Genomic DNA, 25,407 nt, shown 5'->3' with positions numbered 1-25,407 from the left:
ATCTGTCCTTACACCTCCTTCGTCACTACTTGGCCGCTACTTGGCCGAAAATCGGATGCCGATGGCGGTGACAACCACGTTGACGACCATCAGGGACATGAACGCATACACCACGGTTTCGTTGACGGCGTTGCCGACGGCCTTGGCGCCACCGCCGGTGATCGTCAACCCGCGATAGCACGCGACCAATCCGGCAATAAGGCCGAAAAGCGCTGCCTTGACGCAAGAAATGATCACTTCCGGCACGCCGGTGAGCAAGGTGATGCCCGCAGCGAACGCGCCTGGGTTGACGTCTTGAATGAACACCGAGAAGGCGTAGCCACCGACGATGCCGATGATGACGACCAGACTGTTCAGCAACAGGGCCACCAGCCCCGCGGCCAGCATGCGCGGAGTCACCAGGCGCTGCACCGGATTGATGCCGAGCACCTCCATCGCGTCGATCTCTTCTCGGATGGTTCGCGACCCCAAGTCCGCGCACATCGCCGTGGAGCCGGCGCCGGCCACGATCAACACGGTCACCATGGGGCCGATCTGAGTGACGGCACCGAACGCCGCGCCCGCGCCGGAAAGGTCCGCGGCACCGAGTTCCCGCAGCAAGATGTTCAGGGTGAAGCTGACCAGAACGGTGAACGGGATGGCCACCAACAATGTCGGCGCAATCGCGACCCGCGCGATGAACCACGACTGCTCGAGAAACTCACGCCACTGGAACGGGCGCTGGAACAAGAACTTGACCGCGTCCGCCGACATCGCGAACAACCCACCGATCGCCTGTGCCGGCTTGGAGCCGCGCCCCAACATGATCCCGGGTGACCAGCGGTCAGCCCCTTTATTCGCCATGGGAACAACACCCTTTCGGCATTACGAGACTGCCAGTCTTGTTCCGGCGCAAGGCCTGCGGTAGATTCGGCAGAACCGGCGCCCGCGAAGCCGTGCCGCCGATGGCGAAATGCGCAGCGGGCGGCCGCATTTCGGAGTCGACATCCGGTACGACAGCCGCGACCTCGGTCACGCCAGTCCTCCGTTCTGCTGCGGGAGTCGGCGCTGCAAAACGGGTGGCCCCACGTCTTGAAGCGTCCGGAGATTATGACTCATGCGCCGTCCCGGCGGAGCGAAAAAGGCATAACCGTTATCGGACTCCGCAACGCCGGAACGGCGACGCGGCACGGGTGGGTCGCAACAAACATGTTCGGCATCAGGCAAACTCCAGTCCTAGGTGACGGCGCCGGCCGTCTTGAGCTCGATGATGCGGTCCCAATCGAGTCCGAGTTCCATCAGAATTTCGTCGGTCTGCTCAGCGAACCCGGGGGCCGGTCCGGTCTGTGGCGCTGCGACGTCGAACTGTACCGGGTTGGCAACCAATTCGAGCTCACCCGCTCGCACCATGTACTCGTTCGAGCGGATCTGCGCGTCGTCGACGGCTTGCAGGGTGTCCTGCACCGGCGCCCACGGCCCGGACAGCGTCGCGAAGCGTTCGCTCCACTCGGCCAGGGTGCGGGTTGCGATGGCCTTGCTCAAAAGCTCCACCGCTTCCGCCGTGTTGGCGGCAATCTCCTCCACCGTGGCGAAGCGCGGATCGTCGGCCAGCTCCGGCAGGTCGACGTGGCGGCACACGTCAGCCCAGAACTTGGTGGGCTGCATCATCACAAAGGAGATGTAGCGGCCGTCGGACGTCGTGTACAGCCCCACCAACGGATTGTTGGGCGCGCCGTGCACGCCGGGCGGGGGCGCTTCGAGCCGCTGCCCCAGATGCTTGGTCAGCGCGACGGTGTGCCCCATCGACCACAGCCCACTGCCCAGCAGTGACACGTCGACGACGGACGGTTCGCCGGTGCGCTCACGTTTGAGCAGCGCGGCCGCGATGCCGCCGGCGAGGTTGGTTCCCGAGATGGTGTCGCCGTAGGCGGGTCCGGGCGGGGCGATCATCCCCGGCATCCCGGCGGGGGTGATGGTCGCCGCGGTTCCCGCCCGGCACCAGAAGGCGGTCATGTCGTAGCCACCCTTCTCCGCCTCGCCGCCGCGCGGGCCGAGTGCGCTGCCGCGGGCGTAGATGATGTTCGGGTTGACCGTACGAATGTCGTCGACGTCGATGCCGAACTTGTTCCGATGAGCGGGAAGGAAGCTGGTCAGGAACACGTCGGAGCGACGGGCCAGCTCGTAGAGCACTTCCTTGCCCTCGGGCACCGACATGTCCAGCCCGATGCTGCGCTTGCCGCGGTTGGCGTGCTCGATGTTGGGGTTGGGATCGCCTTCGACGCGCAACATCCCGGTCTGGCGCAGCCCGCGCTGCGGGTCGCCGGTCACCGCGTGCTCGACCTTGACCACGTCGGCGCCCCATTCGGCGAGCACCGCGCCCGCCGACGGGACGAACCCGTACATGGCGACTTCCAGCACCCGGATGCCCTCCAGCGGCCTCACGCGCCCGCCCCCTTGGTCGGCACCGCGGGAACGGCGAACGTCTTGCGCTCCAGGAACTCCTCCAACCCGGCCACCCCCATCTCGCGGCCGACGCCCGACTGCTTGAAGCCCCCGAACGGGCTGTCGGCGCCGAAATAGTTGCCGCCGTTGATCGAAAACGATCCGGCCCGGATCCGGCGCGCCACGGCCAGCGCCCGGTCCTGGTCGCGGCTGAACACCGCGCCCGCCAGGCCGTAGATCGAGTTGTTCGCGATGCGCACCGCATCGTCGTCATCGTCGAACGCGATCACCGCGAGCACCGGCCCGAAGACCTCGTCCTGGGCGATCTCGCTGTCGGGATCGACGTTGGTGAGCAGCGTCGGCGCATAGAAATAGCCGGGATCGAGCCGCTTGCCGCCCGTGACCAGGGTTGCCCCGGCGGCGACGGCGCGCTGGACCATGCCGTCGACCTTGTCCCGCTGCCGTTCGTTGATCAGCGGGCCCATGTAGGTCTTGGGGTCGGCCGGGTCGCCGTGGCTCACCTTGGCGAAGTTCTGCGCGATGAGGTCGACGATTTCGTCGTGGTGCGATCGGGGCACCAGGAGCCGCGACGTGAGCGCGCACCCCTGGCCGGCGTGGGTCACCATGCTGAAGGCTGCGAACAGCGCCGCGTTGGCGAAGTCGGCGTCGTCGAGCATGATCGCCGCCGACTTGCCGCCCAGCTCCAAAAAGACGCGCTTGACGGTCTGGCTGGCGGCGGCCATGATCTTGCGCCCGACCTCGGTCGATCCGGTGAAGGTGATGACGTCGACGTCCGGGCTGGTGGTCAGCGCGACCCCGGACACGGGATCCGACGAACTGAGCACGTTGACCACGCCGGCGGGAATGTCGGTGTGGTTGGCGATCAGCTCGCCGAGCGCCAAGGTGACCAGCGGCGTGTCCGGGGCGCCCTTGAGCACGACCGTGCATCCCGCGGCAAGCGCCGGCGCCAGCTTGGCGAGCGCGAGCTGGTTCGGATAGTTGTAGGCGATGATGGCGCCGACCACCCCGGCGGCTTCCTTTTCCACCCAGCGGTGGTGCAGCATGCCCCGCGATTCCCGTTCCCCGAGGTCCTCGGAGAACTGATAGGTGCGCAGCAGGTCCGCGTAGAAGCGCACGATGCCGATCGGCTCGTCGAGCTGCGCGCCCTGGGTCAGCGCGCGGGTGGCGCCGACCTCGGCGATGGTGAGCTCACGCAACTCGTCGGCGTGCTCGACGAGCGCCCGGTGCAGCTGGTCGAGGCAGCGAATGCGCAACTCGACATCGGTGGGCCAGTCGGTGCTGTCGAACGCGCGACGCGCCGCCGCGATCGCCGCTTCGGCCTCCTCGGCGCCGGCGTCCGGCGCGTGCCCGATGACAGCGCCCGTCGCGGGATTGATCGAAGCGAACGTCTTGCCGGCGGCGACGAGGCGGCCGTCGATCAACAGGCGGCGGTCTGCGCCTGACCCCGGGCCCGGCTCAGGCGCGGCTTCCGCGATGGTCGCTGTGGACCCAACGGCGGGTTCTGCCGTGTCCTGGGCAGGCATGCCGGTACCCCCTGGTGTGGTGACGATCACGATAATTTCATTCTCTTCCCCGGCGAATCTTACATTCGAGTTTCGATAATTCAAGAAAGTCTCAGGAATGAGATCGAGGTGCTGACCAGCGGCGCAAACGGCCAGAAGTTGCCCCCGAGCCCCTCTCGACGCAGGCCGAACGCGGTTTCGCGGGCGTGTTGCACGCCACTCCGCGTGGAGAGTAGGGTTCTCATAATTGTAAGGGAGATTCTTTGTGGCTGAAATGGCCCCCGTCAAAGTAGAGGCCTCAAGATGAAGACTGCGGTGGTCACCGGTGGCGGATCCGGCATCGGCCTTGCCGTCGTGCAGCGCCTACGCGCCGACGGCTTGAACGTCGCCACCATCGACCTGCGGCCGTCGGACGCCGAATTCACCTTCACCGCCGACGTGACCGACCGGTCGCAAGTGGACGCCGCGCTCTCGGCGATCCGCGCCCAACTCGGCCCGGTGACGGTGCTGGTCAACGCCGCCGGGCTGGACGGCTTCAAGAAGTTCCACAACATCACCTTCGAGGACTGGCGGCGGGTGATCGACGTCAACCTCAACGGCGTCTTCCACACCGTCCAGGCGGTGCTGCCCGACATGGTCGAGGCCGGCTGGGGACGCATCGTCAATATCTCTTCGTCGAGCACACATTCCGGCGCGCCCTACATGAGCCACTACGTGGCGGCCAAGTCGGCGGTCAACGGCCTCACGAAATCGCTGGCACTCGAATACGGGCCCAAGGGCATCACGGTCAACGCCGTGCCGCCCGGCTTCATCGACACCCCGATGCTGCGCGCCGCCGAGAAGAACGGCTTCCTCGGCGACATCGACGAGACCATCGCCCGCACCCCGGTCCGTCGCATCGGCACACCCGAGGACATCGCCGCGGCGTGCGCGTTTCTGGTGTCCGAGGAAGCCGGCTACATCACCGGTCAGATCTTGGGCGTCAACGGCGGTCGCAACACCTGAGCGGTGGCGATTCGTCGACAGTGCCCGGCAACCAGCATCAGGTGAGAGGAGACAGCCGTGAAGGTTTGGGTGGATTCGCAGCGATGCCAGGGCCATACCCTGTGCGCGATGATCGCTCCGGATTCGTTTCAGCTCAGCGACATCGACGGCAGCTCGTCGGCGATCGACGAAGTGGTGCCCGCCGATCGGGAGGACCAGGTTCGTGAGGCGGCGCAGTCCTGTCCGGAGCAGGCCATCATGATCACCGAAGACTGAGCCGGCACCGAAGTCGTAGAAGCGAAACACTGAGGGAGACAGAGCGTTGAGTGTCGACGACGTCGTCAATGACGGTGACCGGAAGAAGAACCGATACCACTTCGATCGGCATTCTTCCGAGTATCGGTCGCAGTTCAAGGCCATCACCGAAGAGATGCACGCCAAGTGCCCCATGGCCTGGACGGATACCTACGGCGGCCACTGGGTGGCGGCCGGCAGCCACGAGGTCTTCGAGCTGGCGCGCTGCCCGGCGGTCTCCAACGACCACGACATCCACGGCGAACGCCGTGGCTATAAAGGCATTTCGATCCCCACGGCCAGCCGCGTCAGCGCCGTCCGCGGCGGCATCCTGGAGATGGACGACCCCGAGCACCGCACCTACCGGACCGTGCTCAACCCTTATCTGTCCCCGGCCGCGATCAAGCGCTGGGAGCCGTTCATCGACGACGTGACGCGCGCCTGCCTCGACGAGAAGATCGAGGGCGGCAGCATCGACTTCGTCGACGACCTCGCCAACATCGTGCCCGCCGTCTTCACCCTGGCCATGCTCGGCATCCCGCTGAAGAAGTGGAACATGTACAGCGAGCCGGTGCATGCCGCGGTCTACACACCCGAGCACTCCCCCGACATCGAGCGGGTCACCGCGATGCACCGGGAAATGGGACTCGACATGGTCAACAACATGATCGAGATCCGCGCCAACCCGCGGCCAGGAATCGTGAACGGTCTGCTCCAGATGCGCATCGACGGCGAGCCCGCCCCGGAACTGGAGATCCTCGGCAACCTCGGGTTGGTCATCGGCGGTGGCTTCGACACCACGACCGCACTCACCGCGCACTCGCTGGAGTGGCTTTCGGAGCACCCGGAGCAACGGCAGCTGCTCAGCGACGAGCGCAAAACCCTGCTCGACCCGGCGACCGAAGAGTTCCTGCGCTACTTCACCCCGGCACCCGGGGACGGCAGGACCTTCGCCGAAGACACCGAACTCGACGGCACCCGGTTCAAAGAGGGCGAGCGGCTGTGGATTTCGTGGGCGATGGCCAACCGAGACCCCGCGGTGTTCCACGACCCGGACGAGATCATCCTCGACCGTAAGGGTAACCGGCACTTCAGCTTTGGGCTCGGGGTCCACCGATGCATCGGGTCGAATGTGGCACGCACGGTGTTCAAATCCATGCTGACCGCGGTTCTCGACCGGATGCCCGACTACAAGTGCGATCCCGAGGGGACCGTCCATTACGAGACCATCGGTGTCATCCAGGGCATGCGTAAGCTGCCGGCGACCTTCACGCCCGGCCGCAGGATCGGAGCCGGCCTGGACGAGACGCTCGAAAAGCTCCAACGCATTTGCGACGAACAAGAGCTCGCCCGGCCGATCACCGAACGCAAGGAAGCCGCGGTCATCGACTAGGTAGGCCTGGACGGACCAATCGTTGACGGCCGCAATTTTTCCGAGTAGGCCTGTTCAGCGTGACCGCCCCCTATATTTGGGCGCAAGCGCGTGTGCAGAGATGGGAGACGCAACGGTGAAGCGATTCGCAGTGAGCCTTGCGGTTGCCATGACCGCGCTGACCGTCGCGCCGACCGCCCACGCGGACATGCTGTATTCCAACTACAGTGTGAACTCGGACCGGGATCCCGGCCATTTCTGGGTTTGGTCGATCAACCCGTGCTTCCCTAATCAGCCGGGATGCCTGCAGATCTACGCGACTCCGCAGCCCAACGGGCAGGCGACGGTCTACCGGGGAGAGGCCCGCCTGTCCAACGGCCGCTACACCATGGCCGTCGACGTGCCCGATGGTGTGCGCTGCGTGGTCCAGTTCTTTCCCTCGCATGATGTTTACTCGTGGGATGCGGTGACGCTGGCGGGTCAGGTCGACTCGACGTTCGACACCGGTTGCGGTGGCGGACCGGGGGGCACCAACAGTTGGCCGTTCACGCTCGTGCGATTCTAGCCGCGTGAGAGGTACAGGAGTCGGTAAGCACGATGGCTGAGGCCAAAGAACCGCCGCGCGATTCGGCCACGTCGAAAGCCGATGCCAGGGCATTGCTCGAGGAAGCCGAGGCCGAAGCAGCCGAAGCCGAAGCGCTTGCCGCAGCGGCGCGCGCCCGCGCCCGCGCCGCCAGGCTCCGGCGCGAAGCGCTGGACGAAGCCCGAAAAGAGGCCGAGGCAAAGGCCGCCGAGGACAAGGCCGCCGAGGAGAAGGCCGCCGAGGAAGCAACCGACACCGACGGGCCGAAGGCCGACGACGACGTCGCCGACACCGACGAGGCAACCGACGCCGACGAGGCGGAGACCGAGAAAGAAGAAGTCTCCGACGAAACCTCCGAAGACGCGGAACCGGAAACCGAGCCGGCCCGCAGCCGGCGGCGCTTGCGAATGCCGCCGCTGTCCGTGACGTGGAAAGTGGCCGTCATCCTGCTCATCTGCGCCTTCGTCGCGGCCGGCGGATACATGATGTGGAACCGCCATGAAGTCAACGAGCGCAGCCAGCGGATCGCGAACTTCGTCGCGGGAGCCAGACAAGGTGTCGTCAACTTGACTTCCATGGACTGCAATAAGGCCAAGGAGGACGTCCAGCGGGTGATCGACAGCTCGACCGGCCAGTTCCACGACGACTTCCAGGCCCGCGCAAAAGATTTCACGACCGTCGTCGAGCAGTCCAAGGTGGTGACCAAAGGAACCGTGAACGCGGCGGCCGTGCAATCCATCAACGGCGATTTCGCGTTGGTTCTCGTCGCCGCGACGTCGCGCATCACCAACGCCGCGGGCGCCAAAGACGAACCGCGCAATTGGCGGCTCAAGGTGACCGTCAAAAATGACGGCGGGCAATACAAGATGTCCAACGTGGAGTTCATCCCATGAGTGAGGACGAGCCCAGCATCGACACCGCCGACGAGTCTGCCGACCGAACCGAGGGCGGCGAAACAAGTGCCCCACCGGCGCGGCGCAGGGTGAAAGTCGTTCCCGCGATTCTGATTGCGCTGCTGCTGCTTTCCGGTGGTGGGGCGACGTGGCTGTACTTCAAGCAGTACCGGCCCGATAAGCAGACAGACGCCAGCGTCGCGACCGCGGTCGTCAATGCCGCCTCCGACGGAACGGTCGCGCTGCTCTCCTACTCGCCCGACTCTCTCGACAAAGATTTCGCCACCGCCAAGTCGCACCTGTCCGGCGACTTCTTGTCGTACTACAACCAGTTCACCGAGCAGATCGTGGCTCCGGCGGCCAAACAGAAGTCACTGAAGACCACCGCTCGAGTGTTGGGGGCCGCGGTCCAGGAGTTGCATCCGAATTCGGCAGTCGTGCTGGTGCTGGTCGATCAGAGCACCACGAGCAAGGACAACCCAGACCCAGCGATGGCGTCCAGCAGCGTGCTGGTGAGCCTCACCCGGGTCAACGGCAAGTGGCTGATCACCAAATTCGACCCTGTCTAAAAACACGTTAGGTGTCGCCGGGTCGCATCGTCATCGAGTGTGAATCCGCGGCTTTGACTGTGCGCTGAGGGCGACGACACGCCGGTGGCTGCCACCGTGGCTTCACGCTCAAAGCCGTGGCTTCACGCTGCGCGGCGGCCCGTCGCCATGCTGAGCACATGGCCTCCCCACCGCGTTGCCGTGCTTGCCGGCCAGCTGGCAACTCCGGACGTGGTCCGGATCCCGTTGCCCAGCAAGTTCTCTGGACAGGCGCTTTGACACGCGCTAGGCGCGCGGGAGTCCGAGCACCCGCTGGGCGATGATGTTGCGCTGGATTTCCGACGTGCCGCCGGCGATGGTCCCCGAGAAGCTGCGGGCAAAGCGCTCAAACCAACTGGCGAAGTAGTGGTCGAGATTCATGTGCGCATACGGCCCGGTCTGCCCGGGCTGGACGAGCCCGTCGGCGCCCGCGGAGGTCAGCGCCAGTTCCATCCCGCGCAACTCCGCTTCGGAGCCGAGCAGCTTGAGCACCGAGATCGCGGCCACGTCGTCTTCGCCACGGGCGGTGCGGGCCAGGGCGGCCGAGCCCAGCAGGCGCAGCGCCTGCCGGTCCATGATCGTCGTGGCGTACTGGTCGCGCTCGACATCGGTGGTGGGGTGGAAGTCGTCGATCATGTTCTCGAGACGGTCCGCAAAGCCCAGCCACATCATGGTGCGCTCGTGGCCCAACGAACCGTTGGCCACCATCCATCCCTGGTTGAGTTCACCGACCAGGTTTTCCGCCGGCACCCGCACGTCGGTGAAGAACACCTCGTTGAAGTCCAAATCGTCGATCGAGCAGATCGACGGGAAGGGCCTGCGGACGACGCCGGGGGTGTCGGTGGGAATGACCAGCGCGCTGATTCCCTTGTGCTTCGGCGCATCTGGATCCGTCCGCACGAAGGTCAACAAGAAGTCGGCGTCGTGGGCCCCGGAGGTCCACACCTTCTGCCCGTTGACGACGAAGTGATCGCCATCAAGCACCGCGCGGGTGCGTAGCGACGCCAGGTCAGAACCCGCGCTGGGCTCGCTCATCCCCAGCGACGCGGTCATCTCGGCGCGCAGGACGGGCACGGCCCAGCGTTGTTTCTGCTCATCGCTGCCGAACGACAACAGCGATGCCGCAACGATATTGACGCCCTGCGGGTTGAAGCTGTGATAGATGCGGCGGCGGCTCAGTTCCTCCAGGTAGACGAACTGCTGCAGCACGGTCGCGTTGCGGCCACCGTATTCCGGTGGCTGGTTCGGCAACAACCAGCCGTTGTCGAAGAGGAGCCGTTGCCAACGTCGCGCCCACTGCGGCATATGCGACACCGACCGCGGGCGCTCGCTCGTTTCGCTTGCGGGAGGCAGGTTTTCGTCGAGGAAGGCCGCAAACTCGGACCGGAACGCCTCGACGTCGGGATCAAAAGTCAGCTGCACGATATTCCTCGGCGATCCTCGCCCGATGCTCCGCCGCGCCGCCCAGCATGAGTTCGCCCGCCTTCGCGCGCTTGAGCGCGAACTGCAGGTCGTTCTCCCACGTGAATCCCATCGCGCCGTGCAGCTGCAAGCCGTGACGGAAGACCAGCGACTGGCACTCCCCCGCCGACGCCTTGGCCATCGCGGCCGCCAGCCGGCGGCGCGGATCGTCCGCCGCGATCGTCAATGCCGCGAAGTACGCCAACGCCCTCGCCCGTTGCACCGCGACGTGCATGTCGGCGGCCTTGTGCTGCACGGCCTGGAACGAGCCGATCGGCACACCGAACTGCTGGCGGCTACTCACGTGCTCGAGCACCAGGTCGAGGATGCGTTGGCAGGCGCCGACCATGGTGATTGCCATGCCCGTCAACGCAATATGGTGCGCGCGCTCGTCGTCCACGCTGATACGGGCGGTGTCGGGGACCCGGACCTCGCCGAACGACAGGTCGGCCACGTGCAGGACGGGGTCGAAGACCGCCGTGCGGCGGGCCGACACCTGGCTGGACGGCGCGATGAACACGCCCGCGTCGGTCACCACCGCGAGGCGGTCGACGCGATCGCCGTCGAGCACATGGCGCGCGGTGCCGTCCAACACCCAGCCTTCGGCGTCGCGGTATGCCACCACCCCGCCGTACACGGCCGTGCCCGACTCGTGCGGGTCGAAGCGATCCGCCACCAGCGGCGCGAACTGGCTCATCGTCGCCAGGAACGGTGTGGGATCGGTGGCGCGGCCCAGCTCTTCGAGAACGATGGCGAGCTCGACCGTGCTCTCCGGGTCGTTCAGCTCGGTCCAGCCCTGATCCACATAGGACTTCCACAGCGGGCTCGGGTCGACGCCTTCTTCGGCCACGCTGCGCACCAGCGAGGGCGGGCACTGCTTGGTGACGGCATCGCGCACCGTGTCCTGCCACAGTCGCTGATCAGCATCGAACTCCAACAGCATCCGCGCCGCCTCTCGTCGTGACTGTCACGGCGAGAATATCATTCTCGGTTCCGGAAGTAATAATCTCTGAATCCGGGCATGGGTTCACCGAACGGTGCGTGACGAGCCGGATCGCTGAGGCCACCTAGTCGCTGGTCAGCAGCCCGTCGGCGGCTCCATCCCAGCGGTCGAGGTTCACGAACTCGGCAAGCGGACGGCGGCGCAGCGGCCCGTGTTTGCCCTTGGGCCATCCGACCACGATGTGCCCGGCGACCATCCAGCCGTCGGGGATACCGACGGCATCGCGCAGCAGCTGCTCACCGCCGTACGAGGCCCAGCTGGTCATGCAGGCGCCGAGCCCCTGTGCACGAGCGGCGAGCAGAAAGTTCTGCATGGCGGGGAAGATCGAACCGCCCAGCAGCAGTTCCGATGCCGTCGGGTAGTGCGCCTGCGCGAACAGCACCGACGTGAATTCACCGGCGCGGTCGTGCAATTCGTAGGTCGCGCGGTAGGTGCGGGCGCGACGGCTGTTGTCGCCGTCGGCGGGCCGGCTCATTCCGTAGACCGGCTCGATCACCTGCAGTGCGTGGGCGGCGGCCTTGGCCACCACGGCGCGCTGCTCGGGCGACCGCAGCACCACGAAACGCCAGCCCTGGGCATTGGCGCCGGAGGGGGCCCATCGCGCCGCCTCGAGGCACCGCGTCAGGGTCGCGTCGTCCGCCGGTTGGTCGGTGAAGCGCCGGATCGTTCGGGCGGTCGCCATGACTTCCCAGACGTCGGCGCTTGCTCCGGTCATCGCGTCTCCTCCACGTCGAGGTTCGTTTCGCTCGTATTCTTGTTCACCGCAGGCGAATTGGGACGCGGTGACGTTCCGTGGGGAACGACGAGGTGAGCGGGAAGGTCCATGTGAACCTCGACTGTAGACCTCGCGGTTTTGGCGCGGTGCAAGACTGCGCTCAGGCAGTTCGAGCTCAGCGGCAACCACCGCGGCCGCCGCACCCGGAGTGGAGGAGGAAGACATTGGATCGCGAAACCTATGAGCGGGGGCTGCAAATCCGCTCCGAGGTACTGGGGGCGGACTACGTCGAGCGCGCGCTGGCCGGAGCGGACGACTTCACCGGGCCCCTGCAGGATCTCGTCACCGAGTACTGCTGGGGCGCCGTGTGGGGTCGCGACGAACTGCCGCGCAAGACCCGCAGCATGCTCAACCTCGCGATGATCGCAGTGCTCAATCGGCCCAACGAATTGCGGATGCACGTCAAGGCGGCGCTGACCAACGGTGTCACCCGCGAGGAGATTCGCGAGATCTTTCTGCAGGTGGCCATCTACGGCGGCGTGCCGGCCGCGGTCGACAGCTTTCGCATCGCCCGCGAGGCGTTCGCCGAGCTGGACCGGGACTAGGGGCGCATCATGGAGATCGGCTTCATCGGGTTGGGAAACATGGGCTTTCCCATGGCCTGCCGCCTCATTCAGGAAAAGCACGACGTCGTCGCCTTCGACACGCGCAGCACCGCACTCGCGCGCGTCGTGGCGCTGGGGGCACGCCCGGCGTCGTCACCCCACGAGGTCGCCGATCGCGCCGACACGGTGCTGGCCAGCCTGCCCACACCCGGGGTGTCGCTGGAGGTGGCCACCGGCCCGGCGGGCGTGATCGAGGGCGAACGGATCAAGCGCTACGTCGACTTGTCCACGGTCGGTAGCCAAATGGCGATGCGGATCCACGGCCTGCTCGCCGAACGGAACATCGCGCGGATCGACAGCCCGGTCAGCGGAGGTGTGGGCGGCGCGGAGAAGGGGACGCTGGCGCTCATGGTGTCCGGGCCCGGCGGCGAATTCGAGGCCATCCGAACGGTGCTCGACGCCCTCGGCCGGCCCGTGTATGTCGGGGACACCCCCGGTTCGGCGCAGACGATGAAGCTGGCCAACAACATCCTGGCGGCCAACGTCTTGGCCGCGACGGCCGAAGTGGTCGTCATGGGGGTCAAGGCCGGGCTCGACCCGGGCGTGATGATCGAGGTGCTCAACGCGGGGTCGGGCGCGACGAGCGCGAGCCGCGACAAGTTTCCCCGCGCGATCCTGCCGCGCACCTTCGACTACGGCTTTGCCACCGGCCTGATGGTCAAGGATGTGCATCTTTACCTCGACGAGGCCAAGGCGCTCGGCGTGCCCGCCGAGGTCGCGGAGGCGACCGCCCGGCTGTGGGAGGCCGTCGCCCGCGACGAGGGGCCCGATTCCGATTTCACGACGGTGATCAAACCGCTCGAGAGGGCCGCCGGCGTCACGGTGGGCCCGTCCCCGGCCTAGCTCGCGCGGGGGCCACAGCAAGTTTGTGAGGAGTGCGCGCGGCGCGGGCCACGCGGATCGTATCCCTGGACAACCCGGAGAATGGTATTATCCGTAATGAAGAACGACACTTGCTCAGTAACCCGCAAAATGCCCGCTACCAGCTATAACGACTAAACGGAACGCTTACCGAAAACCTATTGATTGAGCGCTCAGCAAAATGTTAGATTGGCTATTCACATGACCTCGCACGGCTCGTTGTTGGCCGCCGGAGCCGAAGGGTGGCTCTCGTGATCACACACGCTGACGGGACAAGCACACCGCTGATCGACGCGAGCGTGCACATCTTCTTCCCGTCCAACAAGGCGCTGCGGAAGACCCTGCGGGAGCCGTTCAAGAGTCGCGGCTTCCCCGATTACGAGATGGACTGGTACGGCGCCCCCGGCGGGGAGTACGCGCCCAACACCGAGGGGCCGGACCGGCAGTACCCCGGGTCGGATCCGGATTTCGTTGCCGCCGAACTCTTTACGAAGCGCGGGGTCGACGTGGCGGTCCTGCATCCGATGGGCCGTGGCATCATGCCGGACCGGCATCTGGGCAGCGCGCTGCACGCCGCGCACAACGAAATGATGGTGTCGAACTGGCTCGAGTCCAGCGAGTTCGGCGAGCGGTTCCGCGGCACCATCCGGGTGAACCCCGACGACATCCCCGGCGCGTTGCGGGAGATCGAGAGATGGCGTTCCCATCCGCGCGTGGTTCAGATCGGCGTCCCGCTGCAGTCCCGCGAGCTGTATGGCAAACCGCAGTTCTGGCCGATCTGGGAAGCCGCGGTCGACGCCGGCCTGCCCGTCGCCGCGCACATCGAGGTGGGGTCGGGCATCGCGTTTGCGCCGACGCCATCAGGGAACACCCGAACCTACGAGCAGTACGTCAGCTTCATGGCGCTGAACTACCTGTATCACCTGATGAACATGATCGCCGAGGGGGTCTTCGAGCGGTTCGACGGCCTCAAGTTCGTGTGGGGCGACGGCGCCGCCGACTTCGTGACGCCGTTCATCTGGCGGATGGACACCTTCGGCCGGCCGCACCTGGAGCAGACGCCGTGGTCCCCGCGGATCCCCAGCGATTATCTGCCCGGCCACGTGTATTTCGTCCAGGGCAGCCTCGACGGCCCCGGCGACGTCGAGTTCGCCGGCGAATGGTTCGGCTTCACCGGCAAGGACGACATGGTGATGTTCGGCTCCAGCTATCCGCACTGGCAGTGCGGCGATATCACGAAGCTGCCCCGCGCCCTGTCCGCCGAGCAGCGCGAGAAGTTGTGCTGGCGAAACGCCGCGCAGCTCTACGGCATAGACATTCCCGCCGGGGTGGGCGCACAGTAGAAGTGGACGCGGGCGGACCGAGAAAGACGAGGAGTTTCAGATGAGTTTGACCCATTCTCAGGAGCGGCTTCCCGCTGCCGAGCGCATCGCCGTCCGGTGCGTCGACTCGGACGTCCACCCGGCACCCAAGCGCGGAGAGCTCCTCCCGTACATCCCCGAGCCCTGGCGCAGTAAGTACTTCCTCACCCGCAACGTGGGTGAGCAGATCTACTACGACGCCCCGGACTACGCGCACTCGTATGCGATGCGGGTGGACTCCTTCCCCGCCAACGGCGAGTTCCCTTGCAGCGACCCGGACTTGGCGTTTCGCCAGCTGATCATGGAGGCCGGCTCCGACATCGCGATCCTGGAACCGGCGGCGTACCCGGCGCGCATTCCCGAAGCGCAACACGCGATGTCGGCCGCGCTCAACGACTGGCAGGCCAATCACTGGCTGGACAGCCACAACAACTGGCACGAGCGCTGGCGCGGTTCGATCTGCCTGGCCATCGAGGAGCCGGAAGAGTCGGTGCGCGAGATCGAGCGCTGGGCCGGACACCCGTACATGGCGCAGATCCTGATCAAGGCCGAGCCGCGGCCGTCATGGGGCCATCCCAAGTACGACCCGATCTGGGCGGCCGCAACCAAGCACGACATCACGGTGAGTTGTCACCTGTCGCGCAGCCACTTCGACGAGCTGCCGATGCCGCCGGTGGGGTACCCCAGCTACAACCACGATTTCATGGTGACCTACTCGCTCCTGGCCGCCAACCAGGTGATGAGCCTGATCTTCGACGGCGTCTTCGATCGGTTCCCGACGCTGCGGATCGTGTTCGTCGAGCACGCGTTCAGCTGGATCCTGCCGTTGATGTGGCGCATGGATGCGATCTACGACGCCCGCAAGTCGTGGGTGGACATCAAGCGCAAGCCCTCGGAATACGTCAAGGACCACATCAAGTTCACCACCCAACCGCTGGACTACCCCGAGGACAAGACCGAGCTGACCCGCGCGCTGGAGTGGATGGAGTGCGAGAAGATCCTGCTCTTCTCCTCGGACTACCCGCACTGGACGTTCGACGACCCGCGCTGGCTGGTCAAGCACCTGCCCAAGCACGCGCGGGACGCGGTGATGTACAAGAACGGCATCGCGACTTACCACCTGCCCGAGACCGTTCCGGTTCTCGAGGGTCAGACCCGGGTGCTCTGAATTGACGACCCAAGAGGAAGGGGCAACCACCAGGCGCCCCGAGCCCCGTCTCGCCCAGGGCCGCGAACATGTAGTCGCCACCGTGGACGAAATCCCGCCGGGCACACACAAACTGGTGCCGATCGGACGTCATGGTGTCGGTGTCTACAACGTCAACGGCACCTTCTACGCCATCGCGAATTACTGCCCCCACCAAGGCGGGCCGCTGTGTTCGGGACGTGCCCGAGGACGCACGATCGTCGACGAGACCGCGCCCGGTGACTCGGTCATGGTGCGCGACCTGGAATACATCTACTGCCCGTGGCACCAATGGGGTTTCGAGCTGGCGACCGGCACCACCGCGGTCAAGCCGGAGTGGAGCATCCGCACCTATCCGGTGCGCGTCGTCGGCCAAGACGTTTTGGTACAGGCCTAACAACAGGAGAATCGGGTGCCTTCTATCGAGATCAACGGGGGAAATGTCGTCTACGAAATCCTCGGTGACTCGGGCGATCTCATTGCCCTGACGCCGGGCGGCCGGTTCAGCAAGGAGATCCCCGGCCTGCGCCCACTGGCCGACGCGCTGGCCGCGGGCGGCTATCGGGTGCTGCTGTGGGACCGCCCCAACTGCGGCGCCTCGGACGTGCAGTTCTACGGGCAGAGCGAGTCCCATATGCGCGCCGAGACGCTGCACAAGCTGGTGACCGGCCTGGGCTTCGAGCGCTGCATTCTCGCCGGAGGCTCTGGCGGGGCGAGGGATTCGATGCTCACCACGATGCTCTACCCCGAGATGGTCACCAAGCTCGTGGTGTGGAACATCGTCGGCGGCATCTACGGCACCTTCGTGCTCGGTTCCTTCTACATCGTTCCCAGCATCCTCGCGGTGCGCGGCACCGGCATGGACGGCGTGGTGAAGGTGCAGGAATGGCGGGAGCGCATCGAGGAGAACCCGGACAACAAGCAGCGATTCCTCGACGTCGACAAAGACGAATTCCTCAAGGTGATGCTGCGCTGGCTCAACGCGTTCGTTTCCAAGCCGGGGCAGACGATTCCCGGCGTCGAGGATGAGATGTTCGACCGGATCAAGGTCCCCACCTTGATCATTCGCGGCGGCGAGAACGACATGGATCACCCCAAGCGGACGTCGCTGGAGGTCAGTTGCTTGATCAAGGGGTCAAAGCTCATTGATCCGCCCTGGCCCGAGGACGCCTGGGAGCGCGCGTCCGAAGACCGCGCCGCCGGCAGGGTGCAGCATTTCAACATGTTCGACACGTGGGTGCAGGCGGCGCCCGCGATCCTGGAATTCCTGGGCTCGTAATGTCCCTACGTCGTCTTTTGTGGTTCCTACCGGGTGCGAATGTGGACCTCGCAATTGAGCGACGCCTCCAGCGCCGTGTGCACACGGCTTTCCGGAATCCGTTCGAGGTCTTTCTCCCGAAGCGTCACGTGCACGATGTCGAAGCCGTCGTCGCCCGGGGTTCGCTCGATGTCACCGGTCAGCCCGAAGGCGGACAGCACCCCGTGTGCGTCGTCGTTGGTCCCCCGGCTGACGAAGGTGATCACGCCCGGGCGCGGGGTCGTGCCGAAAGCTTTGGCGCACACATTGATTGCGGTGTTCTGCGCGGCGGCGCTGTCTTCGGCCGCGATGAGCAATTCGACCTCGCGGCGGCGCACCGGCATCGTGGCGAGGTCGTTTTTGACCACGTCGGCGCCCACCGCGGTCGCGAGCTCGTGGAGAGCTGCCATGCCGACACGTAGTTGTGCGGGTGTGAGCCCGCTTTCCGGGTCGACGTTGACACGCACCACGGCAGTTCGCATGTGTGCAAGCCTAACTAAGACGATGGCAGGCCAGCTTTGAACACCACCCAGTCCGCAACCACCACCGCCGTCCCCGCCGGGTGCTCGCCGCGGCTGCTGTCCGAGCAGGGCGGCCGGGAAGACCTGGCCGCCTATCGGCAGGCCGGCGGCTATCACCCGCTGACCGACACCGATGCGTTGCTGGGCGAGGTGGAGGCCGGCGGACTGGTGGGCCGGGGCGGCGCGGCGTTCCCGCTTGCGGTGAAACTGCGGACGGTGCGCGAGAACGGGCGCCTGATGGTGGACACCGGGGGCCCCGTCGTGGTCGCGAACGGCGAAGAGGGAGAACCGGCGTCGATCAAGGACCGCTGGCTGCTGCGCAACCGTCCGCACCTGGTCTTGGACGGGCTGCGGTTGGCCGCAACGATTGTTGCCGCCGACCGCGCCTACCTCTATGTGTCGGACGCGGAGTCGGCGCACAGCGTCGAGACCGCGCTGGGCGAACTGGGCCCCGACACGCTCGGCGTGCCGATCACCATGCTGGCCGTGCCGGCCGGCTACGTGGCCGGCGAGGAGACCGCGGCCGTCCGCGCGATCAACGGCGGCCCGGCCAAGCCAACGGACAAGCCGCCCCGCCCATTCGAGGCGGGCGTCGACGACCGGCCGACCTTGGTGAGCAACGTCGAGACCTTGGCCAACCTGCCTTACCTGCAGCGGCATGGCTCGGCGGCGTTCCGCGCGCAGGGCACGCCGCTGTCGCCGGGTACCTTCCTGGCCACCATCACCGGGGCCGGGCGACCGCCGGTCCTCTACGAGCTTCCCCACGGCCTGCCGTTCACCGAATTGCTTGCCCTGCACGGCGTTCCGGCCGACCAAGTGCGCGGCGCATTGATGGGCGGCTACTTCGCCGGCCTGCTCAACCGCTCTGTGCTGGAGACGACGCTGGACCACGAGACGATGCGACGGGTCGGCAGCGGGCTGGGCTGCGGCGCGATCTCGGTCATCACGGACGACTGCCCCGTCGCCGTGGCGGCGTCGGTGCTGGCCTATTTCGACCGCGAGAACGCCGGACAGTGCGGCTCGTGCTTCAACGGGACGGCGGCGATGGCCGCGGCGGCCGGTGCCCTACGTGACGGCGCCGCAACCCCAGAGGACGTCGAGCGGCTGCGACGCTGGTCGGTGGTGCTGCGCGGGCGCGGGGCCTGCGCGACCCTGGATGCCGCCACCAACGTGGCCGCCAGCCTGCTCGATCAGTTCCCGGACGAAGTCGGCGCGCACGTCGATGGCGCGTGCCCGGACTGCGCCCGCGGCGCGTTCCACGCCGAGCGCCCCTACGAGGCGGAAGCTGTGAGGCACGCATGAAAATCCGTCTGGACCGCACCATTTGCGACGGCTTCGGCATCTGCGCCAAACACGCGCCAGGATACTTCTCGCTGGACGACTGGGGGTATGCATCCCTGATCGGCGATGGCACGGTCGCCGAAGCGGACCGCGATGCGGTCATGCGGGCGCTGCTGGACTGCCCCGTGCACGCGATCACCGAAATCGGTCAGCGCACCGCTCGCGCCCCCCAGCCGCCACTCGCCGATGCGGAGGATCCGGCGGAAAACCTCAAAACCGAAGAGAACGAAGCCGAATGGGGATTCACCCGTTGAACTTCTGCGGGCCTGAATTTTAGCGACCATGCAACTCACCTTTGACGCCGACGTTGAAACCTTCCGCGCGGAATTCGTCGCCTTTCTCGACGAACATCTGCCGGTGGAGGCCCAGGCCGCGGAGCGCCCCTCGTCGACCTCGCATGTGCCCGAGTGGTCGCGCCGCTGGCAGCGGCTCCAGTTCGACCACGGGTGGCTGCTGCCCGGAAACCCACCCGAATTCGGCGGCCGCAACGCCAACATCCTGCAGCAGTTCGTGCACCGCGAAGAACTCTCGCGGCGCCGGATCTATCACTGCTTCAACCCCCAAGGCGTCGGCATTATCGCCGCGTCGCTGCTGTCCTTCGGGACCGAGGAGCAAAAGCAGCGCTGGGCCGTCCCGATTCTGCGGGCCGACAAGACCGCCTCACTGGGAATGAGTGAACCCGGCGCCGGCTCCGACCTGGCCGGGTTGCGGACGAAGGCCGAGTTGGTGGGCGATCACTTCGTGGTCAACGGGCAGAAGGTATGGACGTCGGGCGCCCATGACGCCGACGTCATCCTGACCTTCGTTCGCACCGACCCAGATGCGCCGCGGCACAAGGGGATCAGCGCCCTGCTCATCCCCACCGAAACCCCCGGGGTTCAGCGCCGCCCCTTCGCCTCGGTCTATGACCCCGACGAGCTGGACTTCAACGAGGTGTTCTTCAACGACGTCCGGGTGCCCGCGGACAACCTGGTCGGCCCGCTCAACGGCGGATGGCGGGTGGCCAACGGGTCGCTCGGCCACGAACGCACCCTGATGTGGATGGCGTTCGCGAACCGGCTCGAGCAACTGCTCGAGGACTACCGGCCGGCCGACGAGTTGAACGCAGACCACTACGCCACCATTGTGATGGACTACTACGCGCTGCGGCTGCTCGGTTCGGCGGCGCTGGGGCGCGCGGCCCGCGGCGACGTCGACGTCGCCGCCTTGTCGGTGCTGAAGGTCTTCGGTTCGGAGGCCGAGCAGAGCGCGCTGCGGCACGCGCTGGACGCGGCCGGCGCCGACGGGTTGCGCGCCAAGGGGCTGACGGCCCCGTACAACCCTTACGCCCCCGACCTTTTCACCGCCGGCTGGTTCGCCCGCTACATCAGCAGCTACGCGGGCACCATCGCCGGTGGCACGTCGGAGATTCAGCGCAACATCATCGCCCAGCGGGTCCTCGGCCTGCCGGCGCGCTGATCACAACTCCGGACACAGCGACGACAGGAAGTCCTGGGTCCGGCGCCGCGAGTCGGCCCGCTCGCCAACATCCTTGCCCAGCGGCACAATTCGCGCCGCCAGGTCGGTCACGCCCGCGTCACGGTAGCGGGACAACCGGGCGAGGATGGCCCGTTCATCGCCGGCCGCCATGGTGTCGCCGACGTCCTCGGCGTCGCCGTGTTCCAGCAGCCGCACGTAGTTCGGCGAGAAATCCGCGTGTCCGAGCACCTCGCTGGCGTAGGCGCGGGCATCGCCGACCTCGTTGGCCGAGCACAGGGCGACAGGAACACCGGCGACGATTCGTGGCGCCTGCCGCCCGGCCCCGGTCGCCGCCGAGGTGATGCGCGGGACGACGTGGTCCGCGATCGCGCGCTCGTCGGCCATCCACAAGATGGTGCCGCCGGCCCGCTCGCCCGCGAGCCGCAGCATCGCCGGTCCCAGCGCCGACAACAAGATGGGCACGCCGTAGGCGTCCGTGACATCCACCGGCGAATGGACGCAATAGCTTTCGTTGTCGACGTCGACGCTGCCCGGTCCCGCGAAGGACGCGTTCAGCACGTCGAGGTAGTCGCCCATCAGGCGCGCCGGGCGGTCGTAGGCCAGCCCCAGTTGACCGTTGACGATCCAATGATGCGACGGACCGATGCCGAGCGTGAACCGCCCGCCGCACGCGATCTGCGTCGTCAAGGCTTGCTGCGCCATGATCATCGGGTGGCGCGTCTGGATCGGCACGACCGCGGTCCCGATCTCGATGCGATCGGTCGCCTGCCCGATGAGCGTCACGGCGGTCATCGCGTCGAGGTAGCCGGGAACCTGGGGAATCCAGAACGCGGCGAAGCCGGCGCTTTCGGCGCCCGTCCCGTCGTCGATCAGCCCGGCCAGCCGGTCCGCCCGCGCGCGCTCCTTGTCGGAGCCAACCATCAAGCCGATGCGCACGCGACCCTCGACTCTCGCCGTCTACGGGACATATCGATCCCATTCATAGGGCACCACCGCGAAAAACGGTGCGGCGAACAAGGGTTCGACGCGGTGATCGGCCCAGCGGTCGGTCAGCACCGGTCGCATCCGCTCCGCGGTGTCGACCGGGTCGTCAGCCAGGAAGCAGTACGTGATCGACTGATTGCCCTGAGCGCTGGCCAGTTTGGCGTCGACCCGGCGCGATAGTGCGGACCAGACACCGGTCACACCGTCGACTTCGAGCAGCGGGTCCGGCGATGCCGACCCGCGTTCGACCAACAGGTACACGCCCCGCGCGGGCAACCATGGCAGGACGTCCGACCCGGCCTTGATCCCGGGCGCCGCCGCCTTGTGCTGCACGTCGTACACGCCGCGCTCCACGGGTGGCAGCAAGGCAAGCTTGCGGCCGGCGTTGCCGAGCGCGGTGGACAATTCGTTGAAATCGTGCAGTCCGGCGACGTCGGTGAAGAAGTAGGTCATCACGTGGTCGACCGCGTTCAACGGCCCCTCGGTGAGCGCGCGTGCGGTGCGGCAGGCCGGCGTGGACACCAGGCGCAACGAGGCGCGCACCGCGGCCAGCCGGTGTTGTTCGGGGCGGTGGTCGAGGGTGTGCCAGCGCAGGTATTCGGCGTCCTTGCCCTCGGGGTGGCGCGTGGCCATGGACACGAACAGGGTGGTGATCCCGCCGTCGCCGGTGGCGAGGACCTCGGGGACCTCGTCCGAGGGTGTGCCGGGTAGATGCATCGCGTTCGTCCTCACCCTCGCGTCGAATCGTGCTGGGGCAGCGCTATTTCGGGATGACGGGCTGCAATCATGCGGCGGAAGCCCTCGCGCCACGGCACCTTCGTGCGGCCGAGCACCTCGTGCATGTGGGTGACGTCCGGCCACAGCGGCGTGTGCGCGTCGGGCGTGTATTCGAAGGTGGGCTCGACACCGATCAGCTCACCCATGAACGTGCAGTAATCCTCGACGCTGACCGTTTCACTGCCGGCCCAGTTCACCACGACCGGCGGCGTCGCGGCCACTTCCATGGCGCGGATGCCGAGTTCCACGTAGTCGTCCTCATAGATCGGGTTGTAGTTGTTCGGCTTGTCGGGATGCAGTCGAATGGGCTTGCCCGCCAGCATCGCATCGAGGCGGTCGGCGGGCGCACCGCCCTGCGGCCCGTACGTCGAACAGATCCGGATGATGGTCAGCGGAATGCGAAAATGCCTGGCGATCCACGTGCAGACCGCCTCTGCCGCAACCTTGGAGAAGCTGTAGTTGGCGCGCAGCGGCACCCCAGGCGGGTCGGCCTCGGTCAATGGGCGCTGTCCCTGGTACGCGTAAATCGAGCCGGTCGAGCACAACACGAATCCCTTGGCGGCGCGGCAGTGATACAGCAATTCGCCCGACATCTGCGCATTGGTTTCGACGCAGCGGCCCCAGTCGTCCGCGCCGGGGTCGACTGCCGCGTGAAAGACGTAGCTGAAATCCTCGGGGAGACCGGAGAACTCGCCGGCGCCGACGTCCAGCGCGACGGGTTTGATGCCGGCCTCGACGAGTTTTCCCCGCGCCGTCGCATCTTTCAGGCGCGCGGCGCCCCACACCTCGTTTCCCGCTGCCACCAGGGCGCGCGCGATGGGAAACGCGATCTTGCCCGTCGCCCCGGTGATCAGGATCTTCTCCGCTACGAGCAACCAGGCCTCCGAATGTTAAGTACTTGATATCGCGCTTGGAGCATAGCGCCCGACGCAATAAGCTGAAACCCGCCAACGTCGGAAAGGCCCCAACAGGAGGCCCACCATGCAGTGGTTTGTTCGTCGTTTGACCACCGGCATCGCGCTCGCCGTCGCGGCGATGGCGGTCGGGGTGATCGCGACTCCGGCGATCGCCTCCGCGGAGTGCGATCGCAACATGTCGTGGAATCGGACGACCGAAGAGTGCAAACCGCCGCCGCCACTGCCGGACTGGTACACCGCTCCGCCGGACTACGCGCCGGAGTTTGCGGCGCAGGACGTGCCACCGCCGCCTCCGCCGCGGCCATGGTGGTCACCGAACGAACCGATGTGGAATGCCGGCTTTCACCAATGGGGTACCTATTTCACCGGCACCTGGGTCCCGTACTGACGGCACCGGTGCGATACGTGCGGTCTAGATCGTGCCTGCGCGCAAGTGATAACGTGATTCTCCGATTCGTATAACGGCCCTACCGAATTGGTCGTGCGACGCACCGGAGGTGACGTGTCAGCAGCACCCGGCCGACCATTGCCCCTGGTCACGCCCGAGAACGAGTTCTTCTGGACCTCGGGTGCCGACGGAAAGCTACGGCTGCAGGAATGCAAGAGCTGCGAATCGCTGATCCACCCGCCCGCGCCGGTATGCCGGTACTGCCGCTCATTGGATGTCGGGGTCCGGGCCGTCTCGGGCAGGGCGACCCTCGCGGGATTCACCATCAACCGCCGGTTCAGCCTGCCCGGCTTGCCGGCGCCGTACGTGATCGCCCAGGTCGCGATCGATGAAGACCCCCGGGTTCGGCTGACCACCAACATTGTGGAATGCGATCCCGACGAGCTCGAACTCGGCCAACAGGTCGAGGTCGTGTTCGAGCAGGCCGAGGACGTGTGGTTTCCGCTGTTCCGGCCCGTCTCCGGCGCCGAGCCCGGCCGGCTGCCGGTCGACGAGATCGCGCCCGAGCGCTTCGGCGAATACGTCCGGCCCATGCTCACCACGGAGAAGTTCGAAGACAAGGTCGCGCTCACCGGAATCGGCATGTCGCCCATCGGGCGTCGGCTGATGCAGCCGCCGCTGGCGCTGACCGTGCAGGCCTGTGAGGCGGCGATCGCCGACGCCGGCCTGACGTTCGCCGACATCGACGGCCTGTCCACCTACCCCGGCGCGATCAACGTCGGCGGCTTCGGGGAGGGCGGCGTCACCGCCCTGGAGGCCGCGTTGGGCATCCGGCCGACATGGCACAACGGCGCCATGGAGACGTTCGGCCCGGGTGGCTCGGTGATCGCCGCGATGCTCGCCGTCGCGTGCGGGTTGGCGCGTCACGTGCTGTGCTTCCGGACGCTGTGGGAAGCCACCCACGGTGAGCTGATGAAGCAGGGCAAGATCGCCCCGTCCATGGGCCGAATGTCGGGCTGGCAGATGCCATTCGGCGCGACCTCTGCGGCACACACCCTGGCGATGAACGCGCAGCGGCATTTTCAGCGTTACGGCACCACCAAGGAGACGCTGGGCTGGATCGCGTTGAACCAGCGAGCCAACGCCGAACTCAACCCGACCGCGATCTACCGCTCCCCGATCACGATGGAGGACTACCTCGACGCGCGGCCGATCACTACTCCCTTCGGCCTCTACGACTGCGACGTGCCGTGCGACGGCGCGATCGCCGTCATCGTCTCCGCCGCCGACGCCGCCCGCGACCTGGCCAAGCCGCCCGTGCTCGTGGAGGCCGTGGGAACCCAGATCGTCGAGCGAATCGACTGGGACCAAAGCACTCTCACGCACGAACCGCAGGTATTGGGCCAGGCGGCGCACGTCTGGACGCGGACCTCGCTGCGTCCCGCCGACGTGGACGTGGCCGAGCTGTATGACGGGTTCACCATGAACTGCCTGTCCTGGATCGAGGCGCTCGGATTCTGCGGGATCGGTGAGGCCAAGGAATTCCTGGACGGCGGCAAGAACATCGCCCGCGACGGCCAGCTTCCGCTCAACACGCACGGCGGCCAGCTTTCGCACGGCCGCACCCACGGCATGGGTCTGCTGCATGAGGCCGTCACCCAGCTGCGCGGGGAAGGTGGTGACCGGCAGGTCGCCGATGCCCGCGTCGGCGTCGTCAGCAGCGGCGGCCTCACTCCCAGCGGCGTGATCCTGCTGCGAGCGGACCGGTGAGTCCCGCCGCGCCGGCGACGATGC

27 protein-coding genes are annotated in these 25,407 nt (G+C 66.6%); 17 read left to right on the top strand and 10 right to left on the bottom strand.

All coding sequences use genetic code 11. The annotated features are described in order from the left end of the window. Positions 1 to 36 precede the first annotated feature (36 nt). The 3 genes from P6281_RS04060 to P6281_RS04050 form a co-directional block, all read right to left on the bottom strand. A complete protein-coding gene (locus P6281_RS04060) occupies positions 37 to 843 on the bottom strand; it encodes an MlaE family ABC transporter permease (RefSeq protein WP_014381835.1) in 807 nt (268 codons plus the stop codon). A 372-nt stretch (positions 844 to 1,215) separates the two neighbouring features. After that, complete coding sequence (locus P6281_RS04055; RefSeq protein ID WP_009951816.1) at positions 1,216 to 2,421, bottom strand: CaiB/BaiF CoA transferase family protein; 1,206 nt, start codon at positions 2,419 to 2,421, stop codon at positions 1,216 to 1,218. Continuing rightward, positions 2,418 to 3,995: an aldehyde dehydrogenase family protein gene (locus P6281_RS04050; protein WP_201406289.1), complete on the bottom strand. Its 1,578-nt coding sequence runs from the start codon at positions 3,993 to 3,995 to the stop codon at positions 2,418 to 2,420. The genes P6281_RS04055 and P6281_RS04050 overlap by 4 nt, the downstream gene beginning before the upstream one ends. 252 nt (positions 3,996 to 4,247) lie before the next feature. On the opposite strand from P6281_RS04050, the gene P6281_RS04045 reads away from it, so the two are divergent. The 6 genes from P6281_RS04045 (at position 4,248) to P6281_RS04020 (ending at position 8,639) form a co-directional block, all read left to right on the top strand. Then, entirely contained in the window at positions 4,248 to 4,949 is a 702-nt protein-coding gene (locus P6281_RS04045; protein ID WP_064942042.1) for an SDR family NAD(P)-dependent oxidoreductase, read from the top strand. Positions 4,950 to 5,006: 57 nt separating this feature from the next. Further along, entirely contained in the window at positions 5,007 to 5,204 is a 198-nt protein-coding gene (locus P6281_RS04040; RefSeq protein ID WP_009951811.1) for a ferredoxin, read from the top strand. Positions 5,205 to 5,250: 46 nt separating this feature from the next. Beyond that, positions 5,251 to 6,615 (top strand): cytochrome P450, encoded by a 1,365-nt coding sequence (locus P6281_RS04035; RefSeq protein WP_014379197.1) that lies wholly within the window; start codon positions 5,251 to 5,253, stop codon positions 6,613 to 6,615. 100 nt (positions 6,616 to 6,715) lie between these two features. Beyond that, the gene (locus P6281_RS04030; protein ID WP_193375481.1) at positions 6,716 to 7,159 is read left to right on the top strand and encodes a hypothetical protein; all 444 of its coding nucleotides are present in this window, start codon (positions 6,716 to 6,718) and stop codon (positions 7,157 to 7,159) included. Between the two features lie 32 nt (positions 7,160 to 7,191). After that, positions 7,192 to 8,070 (top strand): hypothetical protein, encoded by an 879-nt coding sequence (locus P6281_RS04025; RefSeq protein ID WP_202377954.1) that lies wholly within the window; start codon positions 7,192 to 7,194, stop codon positions 8,068 to 8,070. Beyond that, the gene (locus P6281_RS04020; protein ID WP_014379195.1) at positions 8,067 to 8,639 is read left to right on the top strand and encodes a hypothetical protein; all 573 of its coding nucleotides are present in this window, start codon (positions 8,067 to 8,069) and stop codon (positions 8,637 to 8,639) included. Before P6281_RS04025 ends, P6281_RS04020 begins: the two co-directional genes overlap by 4 nt. Before the next feature lie 264 nt (positions 8,640 to 8,903). On the opposite strand, the gene P6281_RS04015 is transcribed toward P6281_RS04020, so the two are convergent. The 3 genes from P6281_RS04015 to P6281_RS04005 all read right to left on the bottom strand — a co-directional run bounded on the left by P6281_RS04015 (position 8,904) and on the right by P6281_RS04005 (position 11,836). Further along, the gene (locus tag P6281_RS04015; RefSeq protein WP_201408027.1) at positions 8,904 to 10,079 is read right to left on the bottom strand and encodes an acyl-CoA dehydrogenase family protein; all 1,176 of its coding nucleotides are present in this window, start codon (positions 10,077 to 10,079) and stop codon (positions 8,904 to 8,906) included. Next, positions 10,063 to 11,061: an acyl-CoA dehydrogenase family protein gene (locus tag P6281_RS04010; RefSeq protein WP_095580733.1), complete on the bottom strand. Its 999-nt coding sequence runs from the start codon at positions 11,059 to 11,061 to the stop codon at positions 10,063 to 10,065. Before P6281_RS04010 ends, P6281_RS04015 begins: the two co-directional genes overlap by 17 nt. Before the next feature lie 124 nt (positions 11,062 to 11,185). Further along, complete coding sequence (locus P6281_RS04005; RefSeq protein WP_324738622.1) at positions 11,186 to 11,836, bottom strand: nitroreductase family protein; 651 nt, start codon at positions 11,834 to 11,836, stop codon at positions 11,186 to 11,188. A 224-nt stretch (positions 11,837 to 12,060) separates the two neighbouring features. On the opposite strand from P6281_RS04005, the gene P6281_RS04000 reads away from it, so the two are divergent. From P6281_RS04000 to P6281_RS03975, 6 genes are all read left to right on the top strand, one after another. Beyond that, complete coding sequence (locus P6281_RS04000) at positions 12,061 to 12,441, top strand: carboxymuconolactone decarboxylase family protein (protein ID WP_009952143.1); 381 nt, start codon at positions 12,061 to 12,063, stop codon at positions 12,439 to 12,441. A gap of 9 nt (positions 12,442 to 12,450) precedes the next feature. Continuing rightward, entirely contained in the window at positions 12,451 to 13,344 is an 894-nt protein-coding gene (locus P6281_RS03995) for an NAD(P)-dependent oxidoreductase (RefSeq protein WP_014383860.1), read from the top strand. Positions 13,345 to 13,613: 269 nt separating this feature from the next. Next, positions 13,614 to 14,705: an amidohydrolase family protein gene (locus tag P6281_RS03990; RefSeq protein ID WP_014379185.1), complete on the top strand. Its 1,092-nt coding sequence runs from the start codon at positions 13,614 to 13,616 to the stop codon at positions 14,703 to 14,705. Positions 14,706 to 14,745: 40 nt separating this feature from the next. Beyond that, on the top strand, positions 14,746 to 15,891 hold the full coding sequence (locus P6281_RS03985) for an amidohydrolase family protein (protein WP_009952148.1): 1,146 nt from the start codon (positions 14,746 to 14,748) through the stop codon (positions 15,889 to 15,891). A gap of 1 nt (position 15,892) precedes the next feature. Next, positions 15,893 to 16,306: a Rieske (2Fe-2S) protein gene (locus tag P6281_RS03980; protein WP_324738621.1), complete on the top strand. Its 414-nt coding sequence runs from the start codon at positions 15,893 to 15,895 to the stop codon at positions 16,304 to 16,306. Between the two features lie 15 nt (positions 16,307 to 16,321). Next, positions 16,322 to 17,188: an alpha/beta fold hydrolase gene (locus tag P6281_RS03975; RefSeq protein ID WP_014383859.1), complete on the top strand. Its 867-nt coding sequence runs from the start codon at positions 16,322 to 16,324 to the stop codon at positions 17,186 to 17,188. Between the two features lie 26 nt (positions 17,189 to 17,214). Here the strand turns inward: P6281_RS03975 and P6281_RS03970 are convergent, their stop codons facing one another. Beyond that, the gene (locus tag P6281_RS03970) at positions 17,215 to 17,688 is read right to left on the bottom strand and encodes a hypothetical protein (protein ID WP_009952151.1); all 474 of its coding nucleotides are present in this window, start codon (positions 17,686 to 17,688) and stop codon (positions 17,215 to 17,217) included. Positions 17,689 to 17,724: 36 nt separating this feature from the next. Between P6281_RS03970 and P6281_RS03965 the strand changes: the two genes are divergently transcribed. The 3 genes from P6281_RS03965 to P6281_RS03955 are packed head-to-tail and all read left to right on the top strand — an operon-like array spanning position 17,725 to position 20,526. Then, positions 17,725 to 19,029, top strand: a complete 1,305-nt coding sequence (locus P6281_RS03965) for an NADH-ubiquinone oxidoreductase-F iron-sulfur binding region domain-containing protein (protein ID WP_014383858.1) — start codon at positions 17,725 to 17,727, stop codon at positions 19,027 to 19,029. Continuing rightward, positions 19,026 to 19,322: a ferredoxin gene (locus tag P6281_RS03960; protein ID WP_008253702.1), complete on the top strand. Its 297-nt coding sequence runs from the start codon at positions 19,026 to 19,028 to the stop codon at positions 19,320 to 19,322. Before P6281_RS03965 ends, P6281_RS03960 begins: the two co-directional genes overlap by 4 nt. Positions 19,323 to 19,350: 28 nt before the next feature. Continuing rightward, on the top strand, positions 19,351 to 20,526 hold the full coding sequence (locus P6281_RS03955) for an acyl-CoA dehydrogenase family protein (RefSeq protein ID WP_014941306.1): 1,176 nt from the start codon (positions 19,351 to 19,353) through the stop codon (positions 20,524 to 20,526). Here the strand turns inward: P6281_RS03955 and P6281_RS03950 are convergent, their stop codons facing one another. From P6281_RS03950 to P6281_RS03940, 3 genes are read right to left on the bottom strand one after another with little or no spacing between them, the layout of a single operon-like run. Continuing rightward, on the bottom strand, positions 20,527 to 21,483 hold the full coding sequence (locus tag P6281_RS03950; RefSeq protein ID WP_009952155.1) for an LLM class F420-dependent oxidoreductase: 957 nt from the start codon (positions 21,481 to 21,483) through the stop codon (positions 20,527 to 20,529). 21 nt (positions 21,484 to 21,504) lie between these two features. Next, positions 21,505 to 22,248 carry a hypothetical protein gene (locus tag P6281_RS03945; RefSeq protein ID WP_014383856.1) on the bottom strand — a complete coding sequence of 248 codons (744 nt, stop codon included), beginning with the start codon at positions 22,246 to 22,248 and terminating at the stop codon, positions 21,505 to 21,507. Positions 22,249 to 22,259: 11 nt separating this feature from the next. Next, positions 22,260 to 23,183 (bottom strand): NAD-dependent epimerase/dehydratase family protein, encoded by a 924-nt coding sequence (locus P6281_RS03940; RefSeq protein ID WP_014383855.1) that lies wholly within the window; start codon positions 23,181 to 23,183, stop codon positions 22,260 to 22,262. A gap of 106 nt (positions 23,184 to 23,289) precedes the next feature. Between P6281_RS03940 and P6281_RS03935 the strand changes: the two genes are divergently transcribed. Both P6281_RS03935 and P6281_RS03930 read left to right on the top strand, forming a co-directional pair. Next, positions 23,290 to 23,613, top strand: a complete 324-nt coding sequence (locus P6281_RS03935; protein WP_014383854.1) for a hypothetical protein — start codon at positions 23,290 to 23,292, stop codon at positions 23,611 to 23,613. A 114-nt stretch (positions 23,614 to 23,727) separates the two neighbouring features. Then, complete coding sequence (locus P6281_RS03930; protein WP_041784801.1) at positions 23,728 to 25,383, top strand: thiolase C-terminal domain-containing protein; 1,656 nt, start codon at positions 23,728 to 23,730, stop codon at positions 25,381 to 25,383. The last annotated feature ends 24 nt before the right edge of the window (positions 25,384 to 25,407 follow it).

It is taken from the genome of Mycobacterium sp. 5-140-3-2 (genome assembly GCF_035666375.1).
Taxonomy (GTDB): domain Bacteria; phylum Actinomycetota; class Actinomycetes; order Mycobacteriales; family Mycobacteriaceae; genus Mycobacterium; species Mycobacterium intracellulare.
The sequence above is the reverse complement of the archived record's forward strand: the minus strand, read 5'-3'. Positions and strand labels throughout refer to the sequence as shown.